This window comes from Streptomyces sp. P9(2023), assembly GCF_032436795.1.
Taxonomy (GTDB): domain Bacteria; phylum Actinomycetota; class Actinomycetes; order Streptomycetales; family Streptomycetaceae; genus Streptomyces.
In genome coordinates, this window is record NZ_JAUPWM010000047.1 from 1 (window position 1) to 20,900 (window position 20,900).

General features: G+C 73.2%; 24 protein-coding genes. 16 read left to right on the plus strand and 8 right to left on the minus strand.

The genetic code is table 11. The features are described 5' to 3' along the window. Positions 1-69 precede the first annotated feature (69 nt). The 7 genes from scpB (at position 70) to Q5762_RS33405 (ending at position 6,393) form a co-directional block, all read left to right on the plus strand. Entirely contained in the window at positions 70-690 is a 621-nt protein-coding gene (scpB, locus tag Q5762_RS33375; protein WP_315896043.1) for an SMC-Scp complex subunit ScpB, read from the plus strand. After that, the gene (locus Q5762_RS33380; protein ID WP_315896044.1) at positions 690-1,925 is read left to right on the plus strand and encodes a pseudouridine synthase; all 1,236 of its coding nucleotides are present in this window, start codon (positions 690-692) and stop codon (positions 1,923-1,925) included. The genes scpB and Q5762_RS33380 overlap by 1 nt, the downstream gene beginning before the upstream one ends. A gap of 120 nt (positions 1,926-2,045) precedes the next feature. Next, complete coding sequence (gene pnuC, locus Q5762_RS33385) at positions 2,046-2,699, plus strand: nicotinamide riboside transporter PnuC (protein WP_315896045.1); 654 nt, start codon at positions 2,046-2,048, stop codon at positions 2,697-2,699. Beyond that, entirely contained in the window at positions 2,696-3,802 is a 1,107-nt protein-coding gene (locus Q5762_RS33390) for an AAA family ATPase (protein WP_315896046.1), read from the plus strand. The genes pnuC and Q5762_RS33390 overlap by 4 nt, the downstream gene beginning before the upstream one ends. Beyond that, positions 3,799-4,545, plus strand: coding sequence for an NUDIX domain-containing protein (locus tag Q5762_RS33395; RefSeq protein ID WP_315896047.1), 747 nt, complete (start codon positions 3,799-3,801; stop codon positions 4,543-4,545). Before Q5762_RS33390 ends, Q5762_RS33395 begins: the two co-directional genes overlap by 4 nt. Next, on the plus strand, positions 4,542-5,585 hold the full coding sequence (locus tag Q5762_RS33400) for an ADP-ribosylglycohydrolase family protein (RefSeq protein ID WP_315896048.1): 1,044 nt from the start codon (positions 4,542-4,544) through the stop codon (positions 5,583-5,585). Before Q5762_RS33395 ends, Q5762_RS33400 begins: the two co-directional genes overlap by 4 nt. A 22-nt stretch (positions 5,586-5,607) precedes the next feature. Beyond that, a complete protein-coding gene (locus tag Q5762_RS33405; RefSeq protein WP_315896049.1) occupies positions 5,608-6,393 on the plus strand; it encodes a DNA polymerase beta superfamily protein in 786 nt (261 codons plus the stop codon). On the opposite strand, the gene Q5762_RS33410 is transcribed toward Q5762_RS33405, so the two are convergent. Genes Q5762_RS33410 through Q5762_RS33420 form a run of 3 tightly spaced genes read right to left on the minus strand, consistent with a single transcriptional unit; the run spans position 6,355 to position 7,909 of the window. After that, positions 6,355-7,062, minus strand: coding sequence for a DNA polymerase beta superfamily protein (locus tag Q5762_RS33410; protein ID WP_315896050.1), 708 nt, complete (start codon positions 7,060-7,062; stop codon positions 6,355-6,357). The genes Q5762_RS33405 and Q5762_RS33410 overlap by 39 nt on opposite strands. 10 nt (positions 7,063-7,072) lie before the next feature. Beyond that, entirely contained in the window at positions 7,073-7,528 is a 456-nt protein-coding gene (locus tag Q5762_RS33415) for a Rieske (2Fe-2S) protein (protein ID WP_315896051.1), read from the minus strand. 45 nt (positions 7,529-7,573) lie between these two features. Continuing rightward, on the minus strand, positions 7,574-7,909 hold the full coding sequence (locus Q5762_RS33420; protein WP_315896052.1) for a DUF952 domain-containing protein: 336 nt from the start codon (positions 7,907-7,909) through the stop codon (positions 7,574-7,576). A 129-nt stretch (positions 7,910-8,038) separates the two neighbouring features. Between Q5762_RS33420 and Q5762_RS33425 the strand changes: the two genes are divergently transcribed. From Q5762_RS33425 to der, 6 genes are all read left to right on the plus strand, one after another. After that, positions 8,039-8,461, plus strand: a complete 423-nt coding sequence (locus Q5762_RS33425) for a YidB family protein (protein ID WP_399495328.1) — start codon at positions 8,039-8,041, stop codon at positions 8,459-8,461. A gap of 110 nt (positions 8,462-8,571) precedes the next feature. Then, entirely contained in the window at positions 8,572-8,934 is a 363-nt protein-coding gene (aroH, locus tag Q5762_RS33430) for a chorismate mutase (protein WP_315896054.1), read from the plus strand. Further along, entirely contained in the window at positions 8,931-10,019 is a 1,089-nt protein-coding gene (locus Q5762_RS33435) for a prephenate dehydrogenase (RefSeq protein ID WP_315896055.1), read from the plus strand. Before aroH ends, Q5762_RS33435 begins: the two co-directional genes overlap by 4 nt. Before the next feature lie 116 nt (positions 10,020-10,135). Beyond that, positions 10,136-10,822: a (d)CMP kinase gene (gene cmk / locus Q5762_RS33440; RefSeq protein WP_399495329.1), complete on the plus strand. Its 687-nt coding sequence runs from the start codon at positions 10,136-10,138 to the stop codon at positions 10,820-10,822. A gap of 53 nt (positions 10,823-10,875) precedes the next feature. Beyond that, positions 10,876-11,508: a lysophospholipid acyltransferase family protein gene (locus Q5762_RS33445; RefSeq protein WP_399495339.1), complete on the plus strand. Its 633-nt coding sequence runs from the start codon at positions 10,876-10,878 to the stop codon at positions 11,506-11,508. A 70-nt stretch (positions 11,509-11,578) separates the two neighbouring features. Further along, a complete protein-coding gene (gene der, locus Q5762_RS33450) occupies positions 11,579-13,027 on the plus strand; it encodes a ribosome biogenesis GTPase Der (protein ID WP_315896057.1) in 1,449 nt (482 codons plus the stop codon). A gap of 73 nt (positions 13,028-13,100) precedes the next feature. On the opposite strand, the gene Q5762_RS40090 is transcribed toward der, so the two are convergent. Both Q5762_RS40090 and Q5762_RS33460 read right to left on the minus strand, forming a co-directional pair. After that, positions 13,101-13,376 (minus strand): hypothetical protein, encoded by a 276-nt coding sequence (locus tag Q5762_RS40090; protein WP_399495330.1) that lies wholly within the window; start codon positions 13,374-13,376, stop codon positions 13,101-13,103. A 182-nt stretch (positions 13,377-13,558) separates the two neighbouring features. Then, positions 13,559-14,341, minus strand: coding sequence for a hypothetical protein (locus Q5762_RS33460; protein ID WP_315896058.1), 783 nt, complete (start codon positions 14,339-14,341; stop codon positions 13,559-13,561). A 205-nt stretch (positions 14,342-14,546) separates the two neighbouring features. Between Q5762_RS33460 and Q5762_RS33465 the strand changes: the two genes are divergently transcribed. Then, positions 14,547-15,095, plus strand: coding sequence for a transglycosylase family protein (locus Q5762_RS33465; RefSeq protein WP_315896059.1), 549 nt, complete (start codon positions 14,547-14,549; stop codon positions 15,093-15,095). 12 nt (positions 15,096-15,107) lie between these two features. On the opposite strand, the gene Q5762_RS33470 is transcribed toward Q5762_RS33465, so the two are convergent. Genes Q5762_RS33470 through Q5762_RS33480 form a run of 3 tightly spaced genes read right to left on the minus strand, consistent with a single transcriptional unit; the run spans position 15,108 to position 18,936 of the window. Beyond that, positions 15,108-15,788, minus strand: a complete 681-nt coding sequence (locus tag Q5762_RS33470; RefSeq protein ID WP_315896060.1) for an ATP-binding cassette domain-containing protein — start codon at positions 15,786-15,788, stop codon at positions 15,108-15,110. Continuing rightward, the gene (locus Q5762_RS33475; protein WP_315896061.1) at positions 15,785-18,517 is read right to left on the minus strand and encodes an ABC transporter permease subunit; all 2,733 of its coding nucleotides are present in this window, start codon (positions 18,515-18,517) and stop codon (positions 15,785-15,787) included. The genes Q5762_RS33470 and Q5762_RS33475 overlap by 4 nt, the downstream gene beginning before the upstream one ends. After that, positions 18,505-18,936 (minus strand): hypothetical protein, encoded by a 432-nt coding sequence (locus Q5762_RS33480; protein ID WP_315896062.1) that lies wholly within the window; start codon positions 18,934-18,936, stop codon positions 18,505-18,507. Before Q5762_RS33480 ends, Q5762_RS33475 begins: the two co-directional genes overlap by 13 nt. Before the next feature lie 132 nt (positions 18,937-19,068). Here Q5762_RS33480 and Q5762_RS33485 point away from each other — a divergent pair, with 132 nt between their 5' ends. Together Q5762_RS33485 and Q5762_RS33490 are read left to right on the plus strand one after the other, a co-directional pair. Continuing rightward, positions 19,069-19,590, plus strand: a complete 522-nt coding sequence (locus Q5762_RS33485) for a hypothetical protein (protein ID WP_315896063.1) — start codon at positions 19,069-19,071, stop codon at positions 19,588-19,590. Next, a complete protein-coding gene (locus Q5762_RS33490; RefSeq protein WP_315896064.1) occupies positions 19,568-20,857 on the plus strand; it encodes an ABC transporter substrate-binding protein in 1,290 nt (429 codons plus the stop codon). The genes Q5762_RS33485 and Q5762_RS33490 overlap by 23 nt, the downstream gene beginning before the upstream one ends. Positions 20,858-20,900: the final 43 nt, after the last annotated feature.

A 20,900-nucleotide genomic window follows, 5' to 3' on the forward strand; every position in this document is an offset into this window, starting at 1 on the left:
GCCATGCACCCGCCGGGACCGAGAGGTCACAACCCTACTCGTGAGGGCTGCAGAAGGGATGGTCCTCTAATGAGCGATACCGGGCACGACCTCAAGCCCGCACTCGAAGCCGTTCTCATGGTCGTCGACGAGCCGGCCACCGAGGCGCACCTCGCCAAGGTCCTGGAGCGGACCCCCCGCGAGGTCGCCGACGCGCTGCGCGAGCTCGCCGACGAGTACACCGTTCAGCGTCGCGGCTTCCAGCTGCGCCTCGTCGCCGGCGGCTGGCGCTTCTACTCCCGCCCGGAGCACGCCGCCGCCGTCGAGGCGTTCGTCCTCGACGGCCAGCAGGCCCGCCTCACCCAGGCGGCCCTGGAGACCCTGGCGGTCGTCGCGTACCGCCAGCCGGTCAGCCGCTCGCGGGTCTCCGCCGTGCGCGGAGTGAACTGCGACGGGGTCATGCGGACCCTCCTCCAGCGCGGTCTGGTGGAGGAGGCGGGCACGGAACCCGAAACAGGTGCGATCCTGTACAGGACGACGAACTACTTCCTGGAGCGGATGGGCCTGCGCGGCCTGGACGAGCTCCCCGAGCTCGCGCCCTTCCTCCCCGAGGCGGACGCGATCGAGGCGGACACGCTGGAAGGAGTCCCGTCGTTCGATCCGGATCTCCCGGACCGTGAAGACGCAGACGACAAGACGACGGAAATTTGATGCGAAGCAGCAGCGGCAGGAACAGCAGCGGAAACAACGGCGGGAGCCGTGGTGGCAACAGCGGCGGCCGCGGCGGCAGCAGCGGCGGCCGCGCGGGCGGCAGCGGTGGCGGTGGCGGTTACCGAGGTGCCGGTGGCGGCGGTGGCCGCGACGGTGGCGGTGGCGGTGGCGGTTACCGGGGTGCCGGTGGCGGCGGTGGCCGCGACGGCGGTGGCCGCGACGACAGGCAGGGCGGCGAGCGGCCGCGCAACCCGCGCCCCGAGGAGCGCCGCTACGACGTGGGCAGCGCGTCCGAGGCCCCGAAGAAGGGCCGCGGAGCCTCGGCCCGCGGCGGCGCCAAGGGCGGCCCGAAGGCGCCGCAGGGCGGCACCCCGCCCCGTCGCGGCCCGCACGGGCAGCGGCAGTCCCCGGCCCGCTCGCGTGAGCTCGAGGCCAAGATCGAGCAGCGCAACCGCGACCGGTACGAGGGCCGTCCCGAGATCAAGACCCCCAAGACCTTCCCCGGCGCCGAGCAGGAGGGCGAGCGGCTGCAGAAGGTGCTCGCCCGCGCCGGCATGGGCTCGCGCCGCGCCTGCGAGGAGCTGATCGAGCAGGCCCGCGTCGAGGTCAACGGCGAGATCGTCCTGGAGCAGGGCAAGCGCGTCGACCCGGAGAAGGACGAGATCAAGGTCGACGGCCTGACCGTCGCCACCCAGTCGCACATCTTCTTCGCGCTGAACAAGCCGGCCGGTGTCGTCTCCACCATGGAAGACCCCGACGGCCGCCAGTGCCTCGGCGACTACGTCACCAACCGTGAGACCCGGCTCTTCCACGTCGGCCGGCTCGACACCGAGACCGAGGGCATCATCCTGCTCACCAACCACGGTGAGCTGGCCCACCGCCTCACGCACCCGAAGTACGGCGTGAAGAAGACCTACCTGGCCGCCATCACCGGCCCGCTGCCCCGCGAGGTCGGCAAGCGACTCAAGGACGGCATCGAGCTGGAGGACGGCTACGCCCGCGCCGACCACTTCCGCGTCGTCGAGCAGACCGGCAAGAACTACCTGGTCGAGGTCACGCTGCACGAGGGCCGCAAGCACATCGTGCGCCGGATGCTCGCCGAGGCGGGCTTCCCGGTCGAGAAGCTGGTCCGCACCGCCTTCGGCCCGATCGGCCTGGGCGACCAGAAGTCCGGCTGGCTGCGCCGCCTGACCAACACCGAGGTCGGCATGCTGATGAAGGAAGTCGGCATGTAGTCCCGTAGAGCCCTACGCGAAGAAGCCCGTGACCGCCCGCCCGGTGGTCACGGGCTTTTTCGTACTTGTGGGCGAAGCTCGTCACCCTTTATAGTCAACATGACTCTTAAGGAGGCGGGTGTGAGCCTCGCAGACGTACTCGAACCCTTGCAGCAGCCGCTCTTCACCCTGCTCGACACCCCGGTCAGCTGGACCGAGGTCCTCGGTTTCGGCAGCGGCGCGCTCTGCGTCTGGCTGGTCGCCCGCCAGCACCTCGCCAACTGGCCCGTCGGCATCGCCAACAACCTCTTCTTCGTCCTGCTCTTCACGCAGGCGGGGCTGTACGCCGACGCCGGCCTCCAGATCGTCTTCATCACCCTCGCCGTGTACGGCTGGTGGACCTGGACCCACGGGGGTGGACCAGGCTCCGACAGCCTCCCGGTGCGCCGCACCACGCGCACCGAGTGGACGTGGCTGCTCACGGCGGGGGCGGTGGGGACCGTCGGGCTCACGCTGCTGCTCGACCGCGCCACGGACTCGACCGTCCCCTTCTGGGACGCGCTGACGACCGCGCTCTCCCTGATGGCGACCTACGGGCAGTGCCGGAAGCGGCTGGAGTCCTGGTGGCTCTGGATCGCCGCCGACGTCGTGTACGTCCCGCTGTACGCGTACAAGGAGCTGTACCTGACCTCCCTGCTGTACGTCGGCTTCATGACGCTCTGCGTCCTCGGTCTGCGCAACTGGAACCGCGACCTGGCCGGCCGGCGCGCGATCCCGGCGGAGGCGGCGGCATGAAGCGCTACGGACACGGCCTGGTCCTCGGCAAGTTCTATCCGCCGCACGCCGGCCACCACCATCTCGTCCGCACCGCCCGCGAGCGCTGCGAGCGCCTCACCGTCCTCGTCTGCGCCTCCTCCGTGGAGACCCTGACACTGGACGAGCGCGTCGCTTGGATGCGCGAGATCCACCCCGACGCCCTGGTCGTGGGGGCCGTCGACGACATTCCCGTCGACCTCCACGACCCCGATGTGTGGGCGGCCCACATGGCCGTCTTCCGGAGCGCGGTGCCCGAGCCGGTCGACGCCGTCTTCACCTCGGAGCCGTACGGAGAGGAGCTCGGCCGCCGCTTCGGCGCGGACTCCGTCTGCGTCGACCCGGACCGTACGCTCTTCCCCGTCTCCGGTACCGCCGTCCGCAAGGACCCCGTCGGCAGCTGGGACTTCCTGGAGCCGCCGGTGCGGGCCGCGCTCACCCGGCGTGTGGTCGTCCTCGGCGCCGAGTCCACCGGCACCACCACCATGGCCGGCGCCCTGGCCGAGCACTACCGGGCCCGGGGCGGCGTCTGGGCCCGTACCCGGTGCGTACCGGAGTTCGGGCGCGAGTTCAGCGAACTCAAGCTCGCCGAGCTGCGCGCCCTGCGCCCCGAGGCCACCTGGGAGGACGTGACCTTCCACTCCGAGGACTTCCCGCTCATCGCACTGCGCCAGGCCGAGCTGGAGGAGGAGGCGGCGCGGGCCGGCTCGCCGGTCCTGTTCTGCGACACCGACGCCTTCGCCACCACCATCTGGCACGAGCGGTACATGGGCACCGCCAGCCCCGCCACCGGCGAGGTCGCGGCGCGCGGCAGGCAGCACCTGTGGCTGCTGACCGACCACCGCGGGGTCGCCTTCGAGGACGACGGGCTGCGCGACGGGGAGCATCTGCGGCCCTGGATGACGGCTCGTTTCCACACCCAGCTCGCCCACACCGGCCGCCGTACGGCCGTGCTGACCGGGCCGCACGAGGAGCGGCTGGCGGCGGCGGTCGCCGCGGTGGACGCGCTGCTGGCCGAGGGCTGGGACCTCGCCGATCCTCCCCCTACCTTCGGTGGGGGGACCCCCATTCCGGAGCGCCGATGAGCCCGTCCTCCGGCTTCGACGGTTACGACGCCCGCGCCTTCGAGCCGTTCGCCGTCACCGCCGACCTCGCCGTCTTCACGATCCGCGCCGAGCGGCTGCACGCGCTGCTCGTCGAACGCGGCCGGGAGCCGTACGCCGGTGCCTGGGCGCTCCCCGGCGGCTTCGTGCTGCCCCGCGAGTCCGCGGAGGCCGCGGCACGCCGTGAACTGGCCGAGGAGACCGGCCTGTCCGAGGACACCGTCTCCGGCCTGCACCTCGAACAGCTGCGGACCTACAGCGAACCGGACCGCGACCCGAGGATGCGGGTCGTCTCCGTCGCCTTCGCCGCGCTCGTCCCGGACGCTCCCGAGCCGTGCGGCGGCGGCGACGCCGCTCGGGCTCGGTGGATGCCGTACGGGACGGGCGGCGCCGGCCGGCCGCTCGCCTTCGACCACGACCGGATCCTCGCCGACGCGCACGAACGGGTCGGCGCCAAGCTCGAGTACACCTGTCTCGCCACCGCGTTCTGCCCGCCCGAGTTCACCCTCGGCGAGCTGCGTCAGGTGTACGAGACGGTCTGGGGCGTCGAAATCGACCGCCCCAACTTCCGGCGCAAGGTCCTCGCCACGCCCGGCTTCGTCCGGGCCGTGGAGGGACCGCCGCGCCTCACCGGCGGACGGGGGAAACCGGCCGCTCTCTACCGGGCGGGGGAGGCCACGGCCCTCCACCCGCCGTTGCTGCGACCGGAGGGACGATCCACATGACGCTTCACACGACGAAGCAGACGAAGCAGACGAAGCAGGCGGCGACGGGGGCGCTGATCGGGCTGGCGCTCGGCGACGCGCTCGGCTTCCCGACCGAGTTCAACGACGTGCCGTCGATCCTGGCGAAGTTCGGCCCCTGGCGGGAGATGGAACTGCCGGAACAGGGCGGGACGGCGTACATCACGGACGACACGCAGATGACGCTGGCCCTGGCGCGGGCCATCCGGGGGTGCGAGGAGCGCGGAGTGGTGGGCCCGGAGCGGTTCGCCGCGCTCGTACGCCAGGAGTTCGTGGCCTGGTACCACTCCCCGGACAACAACCGGGCGCCGGGCAACACCTGCCTGAGTGCGTGCGACCTCCTCGACAGCGACCGTATGTGGCAGGACGCCAGCCAGATCCATTCCAAGGGCTGCGGCGCCAACATGCGCGTCGCGCCGCTGGGGCTGGTGCCCGGGCTGAGCGAGGAGCAGCGGGCCGGCGCGGCCCAGCTCCAGGCGGCCATGACGCACGGCCACCCGACCGCGCTCGCGGCCTCCGACCTGACGGCCCGGGCCGTGTACCTGCTGGCCCAGGGCGTCGACCCGACGGGCCTGGTCGGTCACCTGCGCTCGTACGCGTACGAGAACCGCTCGGTGTACCGCGAGGCCTGGCTCGGCGACCTGTGGACCCGCTCCCGGGAACCGTCGGCCCGGCACTTCATCGAGCGGGGCTGGGACGAGTGCCTGGCGGTCCTGGAGAAGCTGGACGCCGTCCAGCGCAGGGCGGACCCGGAGCTCGACCCCTGCACCTACACCGGCGACGGCTGGATCGCCGAGGAGGCCTTCGCCACCGGTCTGCTCTGCTTCCTGCTCTTCCCCGAGGACCCGGTCACGGCCCTCCGCCGCGCCGCCTGCACCCGCGGCGACTCGGACTCGATCGCCTGCCTGGCGGGCGCCTTCGCCGGCGCGCACCTGGGCGCGGGCGCATGGCCCAAGGTCTGGGAGGCCCGCATCGAGCACCGCACCGAACTCCTCACCCTGGGCGCCCACTGGGACGCGTGAGCACGGCTGGGAAGCTTTGGCCATGACCGTAGCTCTCGTACCCGAAGTCGACCTCTCCGCCGTGGTCGCGGAACAGCCCGATCCCCTCGTCTTCGCCACCGTCTCGGGGGCGCACCTGTACGGGTTCCCGTCCCGGGACTCGGACGTGGATCTGCGCGGTGCGCACCTGCTGCCGGTGGAGGGGCTGATCGGGCTGCGCGAGCCCGAGGAGACCCGCAGCCGTATGTGGGACCGCGACGGCGTGGAGATGGACCTCGTCACCCACGACCTGCGGAAGTTCGTCCGGCTGATGCTGCGCCGCAACGGTTACGTACTGGAACAGTTGCTCTCCCCGTTGGTTGCCCACACCTCGGACGCGCACGCCGAGCTGGTCTCTCTCGCACCGCATGTGCTGACCCGCCACCACGCCCCTCACTACCGTGGGTTCGCGGGGACGCAGTGGCGACTCTTCGAGCAGACGGAGGAGCTGAAGCCGCTGCTCTACACCCTTCGGGCGCTGCTCACCGGCATCCATCTGATGCGTTCCGGCGAGGTCCTGGCCCATCTGCCCACACTCCTCGGCGAGGTCGCCGAGGCGCCCGGTTACGTAGGGGAGCTCATCGTGGCGAAGGCCGAGGCCGAGCATGGGGCGGCCGAGGTGGAGCCGGTACGGGTCCGGGAGGACGTGGAGTACCTGCACGGGGTGCTGGACGCCGCGCAGGTGGCGACGGCGCTCGGGGAGGCGCCGGGGGCACTCGACGCGCTGCACGACTTCGTCGTGCGGGCGCGGCTATCGGGGGTGTGCGGGGTCCAGGGTCCGAAGGGCTGAGGTGCGGCGGGCGCGGATCAGGAAGTCTTCTACCCGGGCGTGGTCCGGGGTCGCCGGGAGGGGGGAGGTCGTGGCCGCGGTGTCCGCCTCCTCGGTGAGACGGGTCATCCAGGACTCGAACTCCTCCCACGTGACCTCGCCGCGCTTCACCGCCAGGAGGCGGTCCCGCTCGGCGCCGACGTGGATCGTCAGTTCGCCGGTGCGCAGCAGGTCGCGGCAGCTCATCAGGAGCCGCAGCAGATGCATCGCGTGCTTCCAGCGCGGCTGCCCGTACTGGCGGACGTCCGCGTCGAGCTTCCTGCGCTGCCCGACCGCGTACCGGACGAAGGTCTGGTGCGCCTGGCGGGAGAGGAACGCCTCCCGGAGCGCGACCAGTTCGCGGCCGGTGTCGTCGATGTGCTCGACGACGGGGGAGTGCAGGCACTCCAGGACGTTCGGGTTCGCGCGCAGCGCCAGCTCGCAGAAGCGCTCCAGCTCCCAGCTGAACTGCTCCTCCGCCGGCCCCTCCACGTGCGCCGGCGGCTTGTCGAAGCGCCAGAACAGCGGCGTCGGAGCGAGGAAGACGCCCCGGCGGTCGGTGTCGCTGTCCTCGGTCTCCAGACCGAAGGCGCGCGACCCCATGACGCAGGAGTAGATCGTGTGGTCGCGCACCAGGTCTGCCGAAGTCATGCGGGTCAGGCTACGCGAGGGTGATGGAGTCCCCCGACACGGTGATCTGCTCGGCCGGGAGCGGACGCAGGGCCGGTCCCGCCGCCACCGAACCGTCCGCGATACGGAACTTGGAACCGTGGCACGGACAGTCGATCGTGCCGTCCTCGACCTTGCCGACGGTGCAGCCCTGGTGGGTGCAGATCGCCGAGAACGCCTTGAACTCGCCGGCCGTGGGCTGGGTGACGACGACCTTCTCCTCCTTGAAGATCGTGCCGCCGCCGACCGGGACGTCGGTCGTCTTCGTGAGGGCGTCCCCGGCCGGCGCCGGCACGGTCGGCTCGGCCGTCGTGGCCGGGGCCGATGTCGTCGGGCTGGCGGTCGTACCGCCGTTGTCGCCGTCGGAGCCGCAGCCGGTGGCCAGGACGGCGACGGAACCGGCACCGGCCAGCAGCACGGTACGGCGGGGCGTGGCTTCTGGAGTCATGCCGTACAGCTTGGCCGCGTGCCCCGCCCCGGGTCCGCAACACGCCTAGATCCAGGGCGTCAGCTCCCTTGCACGGCCGTCGGAGTCCCGGCGCACCTCCAGGACCCCCGTGACGGCCGACCGCTCGATCGGCCCGTACACGTGCGGGAAGAGGGCGTCCTCCGAGCCCTCCCAGCGCACCTCGGCGCCGAGCAAGGACTCGTCGACGACCAGGACCAGAAGCGGGCCGTGCACGCCCCGGTAGTGGGCGTCCGCGACCGTCAGCGCCGCGTGCTCGTCCGGCGAGCAGTGCACGAAGCCCTCGGAGGCCAGCGAGGGCGGGGCGTAGGGGAGTTCGGGATCGGCGGACCATTCGTCCAGCGGTACGACGTGCAGCAGCATGCCGACAGTTGTACCGCGCGCCCCGCGACCGTGGACCGCGCGTCCCGCTACCGCCGGCTACCCCGAGTGGCGGCACGGTCCGGTCTGAGTGACATTGGCCGTGTCCGTACCGGAGTGAAAGGCAGGACCATGGCTGGAAACGATCTCGGCAGTCTTCTCGGTGGCCTCCTGGGTGGGGGTGGTCAGCAGGGCGGCAGCGGCGGCGGCGGCAACATCCTGGCCGCCCTGCTCGGCGCGTTCATGAGCAAGGGCGGCGGCAACGGCGGCAACCCGCTCAGTGGGCTGCTGGAGGGTCTCACCAAGGCCGGCCTCGCCGACCAGGCCCAGTCCTGGGTCGGCAACGGACAGAACCAGCCCGTCAGCGGCGACCAGATCGCCCAGGCCCTGCCCGACGAGACGCTCCAGAAGGTCGCCCAGGACGCCGGCGTCAGCCCCCAGCAGGCCGCCGACGAGATCGCCCAGGTCCTGCCGCAGGCCGTCGACAAGCTGACCCCCCAGGGCCAGGTGCCGGCGGGCTCCCTCGAAGACCTCATCCGGCAGCAGCAAATGTGACCCGACCCACCCTGCGGCGGCCCCCTCGTCTCGGAGGGCGGTCGCCGCGACGGTGTGTCCGCGGGGCTGACTAGGCTGATCGGAGCACTCACGCAGGTAAGGAGCACGACGTGGCGGTACGAGCGGTCCGAGGCGCCGTCCAGCTGGAACGGGACGAGGCCGGGCACATGCACGAGCAGGTCGAGGAGCTGCTCACCGCCGTCCTGGAGCGCAACGAGCTCACCGCCGACGACCTGATCAGCATCTGGTTCACCGCCACCCCGGACCTGCACAGCGACTTCCCGGCCGCCGCCGCCCGCCGGATCGGCATCGTCGACGTACCGCTGATCTGCGCGCAGGAGCTGGACATCGAGGGTGCCATGCCGAGGGTCGTCCGGCTCCTCGCGCACGTCGAGTCGGAGCTGCCCAAGTCCGCGATCGCGCATGTCTACCTCGGTGCCGCGGCCGCCCTGCGCAAGGACATCGCCCAGTGAGAACCGCGCTCGTCATCGGAACCGGCCTGATCGGCACCTCGGCGGCGCTCGCGCTGGCCGGCCGCGGCATCGCCGTCCACCTCCGCGACCACGACCCCGCCCGGGCCCGCACGGCGGCGGCGCTCGGCGCGGGCACGGACGAGGCGCCCGAGGGCCGCGTCGACCTCGCCGTGATCGCCGTACCCCCCGCACATGTGGCCACCACCCTCGCCACGGCGATGCGGGAGGGCGTCGCGCGCGGCTACCTGGACGTGGCGAGCGTCAAGGGCGGGCCGAAGCGGGAGCTGGAGGAGCTGGGGCTCGACCTTCGCGCGTACATCGGGACGCACCCGATGTCCGGCAAGGAGCGCTCCGGGCCGCTGGCGGCGACCGCCGACCTCTTCGAGGGGCGGCCGTGGGTCCTCACGCCGACCCGCGACACCGACACCGAGGTCCTGAACCTGGCCCTGGAGCTGGTCGCGCTCTGCCGCGCCGTCCCGGTCGTCATGGACGCGGACGCCCACGACCGCGCGGTCGCGCTCGTCTCGCACACCCCGCAGCTGGTGTCCTCGATGGTCGCCGCGCGCCTGGAGGAGGCCGACGAGACGGCGGTACGGCTCTGTGGGCAGGGCATCCGTGACGTCACCCGGATCGCGGCCTCCGATCCGCGCATGTGGATCGAGATCCTGTCGGCGAACCCCGGACCGGTCGCGGACGTCCTCTCGGGCGTCGCGGCGGACCTGGACGAGACGGTCCGGGCGCTCCGCTCGCTCCAGTCCACCGACGAGGACAAACGCCGCGAGGGCACCAGCGGCGTCGAGGACGTCCTGCGGCGCGGCAACGCGGGCCGCGCGCGGGTGCCGGGCAAGCACGGCGCGGCACCGACGGAGTACGAGACCGTCGCCGTCCTCATCAGCGACCAGCCGGGCGAGCTGGCCCGCATCTTCGCGGACGCGGGCCGCGCGGGCGTCAACATCGAGGACGTCCGGATGGAGCACGCGACGGGGCAGCAGGCGGGGCTGGTCCAGCTGATGGTCGAGCCGTCCGCGGCGGGTCCGCTGGGAGCGGCGCTGCGGGAACGGGGCTGGGCGCTGCGAACGGGGTGACCGGGTGGGGCCCACGTATGCCCACAACGGGTGCACGGCCGAACGGGTGGCTGGGACTCGGTAACCTTGGGGTGGCCCCCCGCGTCCCGCGAGGCCCTACCGCGTACCCCAGGAAGGTGTTCCCCACCGTGGAAACCGTGATCGTCGCCATCGACGGGCCCTCCGGCACGGGCAAGTCGAGCACCTCGAAGGCGGTTGCCGCCAAGCTGGGGCTGAGCTACCTGGACACGGGTGCGCAGTACCGGGCCATCACCTGGTGGATGATCAGCAACGGGGTCGACGTCCACGACGCCGAGGCCGTGGCCAACGCCTCCGCCAAGCCCGTGATCGTCTCCGGGACCGACCCGTCCCGCCCCACGATCACCGTCGACGGCGCGGACGCCTCCGGCCCCATCCGTACCGAAGAGGTCACCGCCAAGGTCAGCGCCGTCAGCGCCGTCCCCGAGGTGCGGGCCCTCATCACCAGGCTGCAGCGGACCATCGCCAAGGAGGCCGAGGTCGGCATCGTCGTCGAGGGCCGGGACATCGGCACCACCGTCCTGCCGGACGCCGACCTCAAGGTCTTCCTCACCGCGTCCCCCGAGGCCCGTGCCGCCCGCCGCTCCGGCGAGCTCAAGGGCGTCGACGTGGCCGCCACCCAGCAGGCCCTGATCAAGCGGGACGCGGCCGACTCCAGCCGTAAGACCTCCCCGCTCGCCAAGGCCGACGACGCCGTCGAGGTCGACACCACCGACCTCACCCTGGACCAGGTCATCGAGTGCGTCGTCACCCTGGTGGAGGAGAAGAGGGCGGCATCGAAGTGACCCAGCCCTCCAAGCGGGGCGCCGCCGTCGGGCACGGCATCGGCATCGGGCTGATGTACGGCCTGTGGAAGCCGCGCGCCCTCGGCGCCTGGCGGGTGCCGGCCGCCGGCCCCGTCATCCTCGCCATCAACCACGCGCACAACATCGACGGCCCCATGGTCCAGGCCGCCGCACCCCGGCCGGTGCACTTCCTGGTCAAGAAGGAAGCCTTCGTGGGGCCCCTGGGGCCCTTCCTGGAGCGCATCGGGCAGGTCAAGGTCGACCGGCACAGCACCGACCGGAACGCGATAGCCAACACCCTCGCGGTCCTGGAGCACGGCGGCGTCCTCGGGATCTTCCCCGAGGGCACCCGCGGTGAGGGCGACTTCGCCGCCCTGCGCGCCGGCCTCGCCTACTTCGCCGTCCGCAGCGGGGCGCCCATCGTGCCGGTGGCGGTGCTGGGAAGTTCCGACCGCCGCGGACGGTTGGTCAAGGCACTGCCCCCGCTGCGCAGCCGCGTCGACGTCGTCTTCGGCGAGGCCTTCGAGGCACAAGAAGGTGCGCGAAGCTCGGATGAGGGCGGTGGCGGGCGACGGGCGGGCGGCACCGGCCGCCGCACCCGCGCGGCCCTTGACGAGGCGACCGTACGTATTCAGGAGCGGCTGACCGCCCACCTGAAAAACGCCAGGCGCCTCACCGGGCGCTGAGCGAGACTCTGAGTAGTGGGCCCCGAGGCTCGGGGACCCACCGACCACGAATGATCAAGGAACTGACTTCATGAACGACCAGCACGACCATGGGGCACTTGGCGACGCCGAGTACGCGGAGTTCATGGAGCTCGCCGCGGGAGAGGGCTTCGACGTCGAGGAGGTCGAAGGCGCGATCGAGGAGGCCGGGCACGGCCCGCTCCCCGTCCTCGCCGTCGTCGGCCGCCCCAATGTCGGCAAGTCGACCCTGGTGAACCGGATCATCGGCCGTCGCGAGGCCGTCGTCGAGGACAAGCCCGGCGTCACCCGCGACCGCGTCACCTACGAGGCCGAATGGGCCGGCCGCCGCTTCAAGGTCGTCGACACCGGCGGCTGGGAGCAGGACGTCCTCGGCATCGACGCCTCCGTCGCCGCCCAGGCGGAGTACGCCATCGAGGCCGCCGACGCCTGTGTCTTCGTCGTGGACGCCACCGTCGGCGCCACCGACACCGACGAGGCCGTCGTCAAGCTGCTGCGCCGGGCCGGCAAGCCCGTGGTCCTCTGCGCCAACAAGGTCGACGGCCCCTCCGGCGAGGCCGACGCCACCGCCCTGTGGTCGCTGGGCCTCGGCGAGCCGTACCCGGTCTCCTCGCTGCACGGCCGCGGTACGGGCGACATGCTCGACGCCGTCCTGGAGGCGCTGCCCGAGGCACCCGCGCAGACCTTCGGCAACGCGATCGGCGGCCCCCGCCGTATCGCGCTGATCGGCCGCCCGAACGTCGGCAAGTCCTCGCTCCTGAACAAGGTCGCCAACGAGGACCGCGTCGTCGTCAACGAGATGGCCGGCACCACCCGCGACCCGGTCGACGAGCTGATCGAGCTCGGCGGCAAGGTCTGGAAGTTCGTCGACACCGCCGGCATCCGCAAGAAGGTCCACCTCCAGGAGGGCGCGGACTACTACGCCTCCCTGCGCACCGCCGCCGCGGTCGAGAAGGCCGAGGTCGCCGTCGTCCTGATCGACACCACCGACAACATCTCGGTGCAGGACCAGCGCATCATCACGATGGCCGTGGAGTCGGGCCGCGCGCTCGTCATCGCGTACAACAAGTGGGACGAGCTGGACGAGGAGCGGCGCTACTACCTGGAGCGCGAGATCGAGACCGAGATGCAGCAGGTCGCCTGGGCGCCCCGCGTCAACGTCTCCGCGAAGACCGGCCGCCACATGGACCGGCTCGTCCCGGCCATCGAGACCGCCCTCGCCGGCTGGGAGACCCGCGTCCCCACCGGCCGGCTGAACGCCTTCCTCGGCGAGCTGGTCGCCGCCCACCCGCACCCGATCCGCGGCGGCAAGCAGCCCCGCATCCTCTTCGGTACGCAGGCGGGCACCAAGCCGCCCCGGTTCGTGCTCTTCGCCTCCGGCTTCCTGGAGGCCGGCTACCGCCGCTTCGTCGAGCGCCGGCTGCGCGAGGAGTTCGGCTTCGAGGGCACGCCGATCCACATCTCGGTGCGGGTCCGCGAGAAGCGCGGCCGCAAGAAGTAGTCCTTCAGGACGTACGGCGGAGGGCCGGGGCGATGTGCCCCGGCCCTCCGCCGTACGGGTGATGCTCGCCGTCCTACAGCCCCCTGCGGGGCCCCGGCGGAAGAGCCGCCGGAAGCGCCGCCGGAACGTGGTGCTGCGCCGACCACGCCACCGGATGCGCCGTGTGCCGGTGTCCCTGGCTGCCGTACAGACCCGTGCTCACCGGCGTCCCGAAGGACCGGAAGCCCAGATCCTCCTCGCCGCTGCGATCGCCCGGCAGAGCCCGGAACGACCGGCGGTACTCCGAGTACAGCGCGTCGTAGATCGGCGTCGCCGACTGGCCCCCCACGAGGTCCTGCGCCGGGCGCATGGAGGGGATCGGACTCGGATACGGCTGGCGGGGTGGGTCGTATGTGTGCACGTATGTGCCAACGACCCCGTCCTCCGTCGGATGCGGGCGGCTCTCGGAATGAGGCGGCCGCCGGGGGCGGGGAACGGTCGGGACCCAGGGGCCGAACCCCAGCGGCTCTATACCGGTGCGCCCGTGCTCCGTCACGTGCCGGCCAGCGGCATCGCGGCGGCGACGAGCCGGCCGTTCGCCGCGGCCTTCTCCAGGGCGTCGCGCAGCAGGTCCTCGCGCGGCTGCTGGCCGATCGAGCCGACCGGGGCGGCGAAGACCAGGACCGTGTGCGACTTGTTGGCCGCCGCGCGCCAGCCCTCGGTGACCTGCAGCGGCTGGTGCGCCTGCCACCAGGCGGCCTGACCGCTGCCGCCCGTGCCCGGCTGCAGCACCGAGTGCAGCTGGCCCATCGCGACGAGCACGGACCATCCCGGGAGCGTGCCCGGCTTCTGGTTCACGTCCGGGATCGGCTGGAAGCCCTGCTCGATCAGGAGCGGCAGGAACTCGTCGCTCAGGCCGTCCGAACCCGGGCGGGCGACCGGCGCGGTCGGTTCGACGACGAGGGCCGGGTGCAGCTCGCCCTCGATCAGGACGAGACCGCTGGTGACACCGAGCACCGCCTGCTCGGGGTGGGCGGCGCCGAGCTCGTCCGCCGCGTCCGTCGCCGCGATGGAGCGGACGGCGCCCTGGAGCTGCTCCTCGGCCACCTTGACGACCTGGGACGGGATGCAGCTGGCGTGGGCGAACGCCAGGACGGCGGTCTCCTCGCCGACGAACAGCACCGTGCTCGTGCGCTCCTGCGCGGAGTCGCCCGGCGTGCGGCAGGAGGTGCAGTCGTAGCTGCCCGGGGCGTTGTCGCCGGCGAGCAGCCGGTCGGCTTCTTCGTCGCCGATCTCGGCGCGTACGTCCTCGCTGACGTCGAGCATGCGCGGCACGGGGGACTCCCTGGACTCGGTACGTGCGACGCCGGGCGGTTCCCGGCTCGTCTCATGCCGAGTTCAACGGGGAAGGATCGGCCGGGGTCACGCGTTCGGGTCCGGCAACTTCTGCGCCCGCCGCGTGACTCCGACCGGGTGGGGGATGCGCGTCCTCCCGCGCGGCACCGGTGTGGCGTGCCCGCCCGGTGCCTAGCCTGCCGCGATGTCGAAGATCCGATATTGGGCAGCCGGTGCGTCGGCCGCCGCGCTGATGGCGCTCCTGCCGGCCCCGGCGGCGGCGCGCACGGAGCAGAGCGTGGCCGCCGTCCCCGCGTACGCCTGCGCCAAGGACCAGTGGCCGTGGGGCTGTGTCGCCGCGTGCGAGAGCAGCGGCGACTGGCACATCAACACGGGCAACGGCTTCTACGGCGGACTGCAGTTCTGGCAGCCGACCTGGGTCGAGCACGGCGGCCTGAAGTACGCCAAGCGGGCCGACCTGGCGACCCGTCAGCAGCAGATCGCCATCGCCGAGGAGGTGCTGCGCACACAGGGGTGGGCGGCCTGGCCGGCCTGCTCGAAGCGGTACGGGCTGAGCGGACGGGCCCATGTCGTGCGGCCGGGCGACACGCTCAGCTCGGTCGCGGCGCGGTTCGGGATCGCGGGCGGCTGGCAGGCGCTGTACAAGGCGAACCGGAGCGTGGTCGGGGCGGACCCGAACCGGCTGCTCGTCGGCACGATGCTGCGGATCTCGCCGCTCACCGTGTTGCGCTGAGGCTGGCGGTCCTCATGCCGGGGCGCGTTCGGCGGCCTCTCCGCTGAACGCGAGGGAGCCTCGGCGGAGTTCGTGCAGGAGCGTGCCGGGAGGCAGGCCGGGCGGGGGGCGCTGCTCCGCGAGGACGACGGCGGCGCCGCCCGGCCGGGCGAGCGCGGCGAGCAGTCCGTACGTACGGGCGGCGACCGCGGGCGACATGCCGAGGGCCGGCTCGTCGACCAGGACCACGCGGGCGGGGGTCAGCAGGGCCCGGGCGAGGGCGAGCATCCGGCGCTCGCCACCGGAGAGCGTGCCGGCGGGGCGGGCGAGGAGCCGGACGAGCTCGGGGTACGCGGCGAGGGCCCGCTCCTTGGCCGTGGGGGCCGCGCCTGGGGCCGCGCCGGGGGTCAGGTCGAGGTTCTCGGCGACGGTGAGGGTCGCGTACACGGCCCGGAGATCCGGTACGAAGCAGAGTCCGCGCCGCGCCCGGGCGTGGGAGTGGAGGCGGGTCACGTCCGCGCCGCGCCACAGGACCCGGCCGGAGGTGAGAGGCACCGTGCCGGCCAGGGCGCGCAGGGCGGTCGTCCGGCCGGAGCCGTTGCGGCCGACGAGGACGGTGACGGTCGCGGCCGGGACGGGCAGGTCGAGGCCGTGCAGGGCCTCCAGGGGGCCGTAGCGGACGCGGGCGGCGCGCAGGGCGATCTCGACGCTCATGACACGATCCGGCCTCCTTCCATGGTGAGCACGGTGTGGGCGAGGCCGGCGACCAGCTCCTCGTCGTGTTCGACGACGAGGACGGTGAGGCCGTCGGCGGCGAGGGCGGCCAGGATCCGGGCGAGGGCGGCGGTCTCGGCGGCGTCCAGGCCTGCGGAGGGCTCGTCCAGGAGGAGGGTGTGCGGGCCGCCGGCGAGGGCGCGGGCCAGCTCGACGCGGCGCAGCGTGCCGGTGGGGAGGTCACCGGCGGGGTGGTGGCGGACGGGGCCGGCGAGGCCGAGGAGACGGAGGGCCTGTTCGGTGGTGGTGGGGTCGCGCACATGGCCCTGCTCGGCGCCCAGACGGACGTTGTCCTCGACGGTGAGGGACGGGAAGACGGCGAGCTGCTGGAAGGAGCGGGCGACGCCGAGGCGGGTACGGGCGTGGGCGGGGCGGGTGGTGATGTCGGCGCCGTCGAGGGTGACGCGGCCGTCGGTGGGGCGGAGTGTGCCGGCGAGGCAGTCGAAGAGGGTGCTCTTGCCGGCGCCGTTGGGGCCGACGAGGGCGGTGACGCGGCCGGGGGTGAGGGCGAGGGTGACGTGGGAGAGGGCGGTGAGGCCGCCGGGGTAGGTGAGGGTGAGGTCGTGGGCGTGGAGTCCGGCGGGGGTGGCGGGTGCGGCTCTGGGGGCCGGTGCGGGTCCGGGGCGGTGGGCCGGTGCCGGCCAGTGGGGGTGCGCCCGGCCTCCGGCCGGGCTGGTGTTCCCACCCGCACCACCCGTACTACTTGTCGACAAAGGTGCGGGTCCACCTGTGGGTGGCTCGGCGCCGGCGGCGGCTGCCGCGCCCTGCCCGCCTGCCGGCGAGGGCGGAGGGGGCGTTGAGGGGGCCGTGGGGGGCGGCCCGCCGCCGGCAGCGGCGTGCCTGTCGGTCCGGGCCGATACCAGGGCCTCGCCCCTCGGCGTCACATGCCGGAGGCCGTCCGCTGCTCGGGCTCGTTCCGGGAGCCAGGACGTCAGTGGTGGGACGCGGCCCACCAGGGTCGCCAGGATGCCTACCGTTGCCGCTGCCACGCCGCCGCGGGTGCCTGCGTCCAGGCCTACCAGGAGGGCCGCCGCGGCGAGCGGGGAGAGGAGGCTGTCGGCGCCCAGGACGACGATCGCGGCGAACCAGAGGAGGCCGCGGACCGGGTCGTAGGCCTCCGGGTCGAAGGCGCGCAGGCCCATGCCCAGGAGGCCGCCGCCCAGCGCCGCCAGGGCCGCGCCCAGGACGAAGGCCAGCACCTTGAGCAGGCTCACCCGTACCCCGGACGCCTCCGCGCCCGCCTCGTGGTCGCGGAGCGCGGCGAGCGCCCGGCCCGTGCGGCCCCGGCGCAGGGCCGCGACCAGGACGAGGCAAGCGGCCAGGACCACGAGCTCCAGGGCGTAGTAGCGGCGGTCGTCCGCGAAGCCCGCCGGGCGGCCGAGTTCCAGGCCGGCCGTCGCGTACGGCTGCGCGAACACGAAGCGGCTCACCGCCACCCCGACCGCCAGCGTCACGAGCGCCAGGGCGAGCCCGTGCCGCCGGATCGCCGGCCATCCCGTCACCAGGCCCAGAGGGGCGACGATCAGGACCGCGAGGGCGAGCGCCGGTAGTTCCGGGATGCCGGCCGCCGCGAGCAGCGCCGTGAACAGGGCTCCCAGGCCCGCGTACGCCGCCTGGCCGAGCGCGATCTGGCCGCCCCGACCCGTCACCACCACCAGTGACAGCAGCACGATCGCCAGCGCCGGGACCTGGACCGAGGTGTGCAGGTCCGTGCCCGCGAAGCCCAGGGGGAGGAGGAAGAGTGCCCCTACCGTGAACCACAGCCCCGTCGGCGTCCGGGGCGCGACCGCCGGCGGCGGGAGCGCGTCCCTGCCGCGCCCGCCGACCCCCGGCACGACCAGCGCCGCCACAAGCAGCGCCACCACGAACAGGTTCGCCCCCAGCGCCTGGACCAGCGGTCCCGCCCAGCCCTCCGGGTGGAGGCGGGTCAGCTGCGCCTGCGCCACGCCCAGCGCGAGGGCGGTCACGATCGCGACCGGCAGGCTCCGCATCCGGGCCACCACCGCGACCGCGATCACCTCGACGACCAGCAGGGGCATCCCGTACGGGTCCAGTCGTACGTAAGGCGCCAGCAGCACCCCCGTAAGCCCCGCCGTGAACGCGCCGAACGCCCACCCCACCGCCGCCACCCGGTCCGCGTCGATCCCGCCGAGCATCGCAAGGGGCCGGTTGTCCACCACCGCCCGCAGCTCCCGCCCGAACCGGGTCCACCGGGTCACCGCGCCCACCGCCACGGCCAGCAGGACCACCACCGCGAGCTGCGTCCACGGATCGTCGCCGAGCAGCACCGGCGCGTCCGCCCGCGCCCCGGTGCCCCACAGCAGCGCCGCCCCGCCCACAAGGAGCACGAAGACCCCGATGGAGGCCACCAGGGTCTGGGCCGGGTTGGAGCCGAGGACGGCCAGGGGACGGAAGACCGCGCGGTCGAGGACCAGACCGATCCCGGGTGCGACCACGAGGAGCGTCATCAGGGCGGCCAGGGGGAGCGGCCAGCCCCACTCGACCACCAGCTGGCGCAGCACGTACGCGCAGACCATGGCGATCGCGCCGTGCGCCAGGTTGAGCACCCCGGTCGCCCGGTAGGTGACGATCAGGCCGATGCCGGTGAGCGCGGCGGCGCTGCCGACCGCGAGTCCGGCGAGGGTGAGGTCGTACGTCAGCGAGGCCACGGCTCACACACCGGGCACGGGTCGAGCTCCGCGTCCCTGGCCGGTTCGGCGTCCGCCCGGCCCGCCACCAGCGGGCAGTCGGGGCGGTGGGCCAGTGTCCCGCCCGGCACCCGGACCGGGGGTTCGGTCGAGGAGGGCGGGGGAGTCTCGTTCGAGGGCGGGGGAGTCTCGTTCTGGGCCCCGGTCGGGGCCTCCTCCGCGCCGCGCGTCGCCGAAGCCCCGCCTCTCGCCGCTCCGACCACAAGGACCGTCCCCGCCACGATCAGCGCCGCCCCCGGCACCGTGCACGAGGCCAGGTACGGCAGCTGGCGCTCCGCGAAGCGCTCCCCGGAGATGCCGTACCACCCCAGGACGCAGAGCACCGCGCCGCCGGCGACCGCCGCGAGGCCGCCCCACAGCAGGACCCGGGATGTCGGCACGGGACCTCCCTCGACTCGCCCCCCGACGCCCTCTTCACCCTTTATTCTCTCTTTATTGCGCTATGTCCGGAACCGGCTCACCCTGGAATCATCAGGCCGCCCGGCCCTGACGGACACCCGGTGGTGAGCCAGATGGTTCTCAAGCGAAGCGGTGGACGTACGCGCCCCCGCTCCTCTCTCGCGGCTCTCGCCGCCGCCTCCGTCCTGGTGCTCACGCCCGTCCTCGCGGGCTGCGGCGACGACGACGTCGCAGGCGACCCGGTCGCCACCGGGACGCGGTCCGTCCCGGCCGACCGGCCCGTCGACCCGGCCGCAGCCCGGGCCGAGATCACCAAGAACTGGATGGCGTTCTTCGACCCGAAGACCCCGGTGGAGGAGAAGGTGAACCTGCTGGAGAACGGCGAGCGGCTGCGGCCCGTCATCGACGCCCTCAAGGGCGACCAGGCCGCGGGCCAGGCCACCGCCAAGGTCAAGCAGATCGAGTTCACCTCGCCGAACGACGCGAACGTGACCTACGACCTGCTCGTCGGCGGCACCCCCGCCCTGCCCGACGCCAAGGGCACGTCCGTCCTCCAGAACGACACCTGGAAGGTGTCCGTGAAGACCCTCTGCGGCCTCGTGCAGCTCAGCGGTGTCCCCGTCCAGGGCTGCTGAGGCAGGCGGGGCGCTGCTCCTCGCCGCGCTGCTCGCCCTGGCCACGGCGTGCGGCAGCCGGCTCCCGGAGCGCGCGTTCGAGACGCGGCCCACCGCCACTTTCCCCTCCGGCGGTGAGCCGCTCCGGATCGGCCTCATCACCAGCGCCACCAGCCCCGTCGGCGGCGACGCGCTCACCGGCCCGCGCGACGGCGCCCGCGCCTGGTTCGACGCCCTCAACGCCCGCGGCGGACTGAACGGGCGCCGGGTCGAGGTCGTCACCTGCGACGACGGCGGCAGCGGGGTCGGCAACAACGAATGCGTGCACCGGCTGATCAACGAACGGAAGGTCTTCGCGCTTGTCGCCACCACCGCCCTCGACTACGCCGGAGCACCGCTCGTCGCGAAGGCCGGTGTCCCCGACATCGGAGGCCAGCCGCTCACCGCCGCGTACGACACCTATCCGCATCTGTACGGGATCTACGGCAGCCTCGCCCCGCGCACCGGAGAGGCGCCCGGCTGGGACGGCGTCCTGTACGGCGGGACCGAGGTCTACCGCTGGTTCAAGCGCGAGCACGGCGCCCGTACCGCCGCCGTCGTCGCCTACAACCAGGCCGCCTCGACGGCGTACGCCCGGTCGATCTCCGACGGGCTGCGCGCGGAGGGGTACAAGGTCGTCGACGAGCAGGTCGACTTCGCGCTGCCCAACTTCCGTGCCGTCGCGGCCGATCTGCGGGCCCAGGGCGCCGACCTCGTCTTCGACGCCCTGGACACCCACGGCAACGCCCGGCTCTGCGAGGCGATGGAGGCGCTGGACGTGCGGGTCACCGCCAAGGTGACCAACGTGCAGAACTGGTCCTCGACCGTGCCGCGCGACTACGCGGACTCCCCGACCTGCCGGGCCGCGCTCTTCGTCACCGGCTCCAGCCGCAACTACGAGGACACCGGGCACCCGGCGGTACGGGAGTTCCGGGCGGCGATGGGCGACCGGCCGCTGTCCCAGTGGCAGTTGGAGGGCTGGGCGGCCGCCATGTGGTTCACGGACGCGGCGCTCTCCTGCGGGGACCGGCTCACCCGCGGCTGCGTCGAGGCGTACATGAACCGGCCCGAGCCGTACACCGCCCGCGGACTGCTGCTGCCCGTCCGCTTCGAGAAGCTCGCCGAGCCGCCGAAGACCCGGGAGACCTGTCTGTCCGTCGCCCGCTGGCAGGACGGCCGGGGTTGGGTCACCCAGGGCGACATGAACACGAACTGCGCCACCGTCCCCCAGCTCGGCTACCGGCCGTGAAGACACCGGCCGCGCGGACACCGGCCGTCAACCTGGAGGGGCA

Excerpts from the sequence above, each read along its gene's own strand:
- Q5762_RS40090 (WP_399495330.1), bottom strand. The coding sequence starts at position 13,376 with ATGCGCCCGGCGCAGGACCTCGTGGGGGGCCAGTCGGCGACGCCGATC.
- Q5762_RS33485 (WP_315896063.1), top strand. The coding sequence starts at position 19,069 with ATGGTTCTCAAGCGAAGCGGTGGACGTACGCGCCCCCGCTCCTCTCTC.
- Q5762_RS33395 (WP_315896047.1), top strand. The coding sequence starts at position 3,799 with ATGAGCCCGTCCTCCGGCTTCGACGGTTACGACGCCCGCGCCTTCGAG.
- Q5762_RS33400 (WP_315896048.1), top strand. The coding sequence starts at position 4,542 with ATGACGCTTCACACGACGAAGCAGACGAAGCAGACGAAGCAGGCGGCG.
- Q5762_RS33380 (WP_315896044.1), top strand. The coding sequence starts at position 690 with ATGCGAAGCAGCAGCGGCAGGAACAGCAGCGGAAACAACGGCGGGAGC.
- Q5762_RS33470 (WP_315896060.1), bottom strand. The coding sequence starts at position 15,788 with ATGAGCGTCGAGATCGCCCTGCGCGCCGCCCGCGTCCGCTACGGCCCC.
- Q5762_RS33425 (WP_399495328.1), top strand. The coding sequence starts at position 8,039 with ATGGCTGGAAACGATCTCGGCAGTCTTCTCGGTGGCCTCCTGGGTGGG.
- Q5762_RS33420 (WP_315896052.1), bottom strand. The coding sequence starts at position 7,909 with ATGCTGCTGCACGTCGTACCGCTGGACGAATGGTCCGCCGATCCCGAA.
- scpB (WP_315896043.1), top strand. The coding sequence starts at position 70 with ATGAGCGATACCGGGCACGACCTCAAGCCCGCACTCGAAGCCGTTCTC.
- Q5762_RS33415 (WP_315896051.1), bottom strand. The coding sequence starts at position 7,528 with ATGACTCCAGAAGCCACGCCCCGCCGTACCGTGCTGCTGGCCGGTGCC.
- Q5762_RS33445 (WP_399495339.1), top strand. The coding sequence starts at position 10,876 with ATGTACGGCCTGTGGAAGCCGCGCGCCCTCGGCGCCTGGCGGGTGCCG.
- Q5762_RS33390 (WP_315896046.1), top strand. The coding sequence starts at position 2,696 with ATGAAGCGCTACGGACACGGCCTGGTCCTCGGCAAGTTCTATCCGCCG.
- Q5762_RS33405 (WP_315896049.1), top strand. The coding sequence starts at position 5,608 with ATGACCGTAGCTCTCGTACCCGAAGTCGACCTCTCCGCCGTGGTCGCG.
- der (WP_315896057.1), top strand. The coding sequence starts at position 11,579 with ATGAACGACCAGCACGACCATGGGGCACTTGGCGACGCCGAGTACGCG.
- Q5762_RS33465 (WP_315896059.1), top strand. The coding sequence starts at position 14,547 with ATGTCGAAGATCCGATATTGGGCAGCCGGTGCGTCGGCCGCCGCGCTG.
- Q5762_RS33410 (WP_315896050.1), bottom strand. The coding sequence starts at position 7,062 with ATGACTTCGGCAGACCTGGTGCGCGACCACACGATCTACTCCTGCGTC.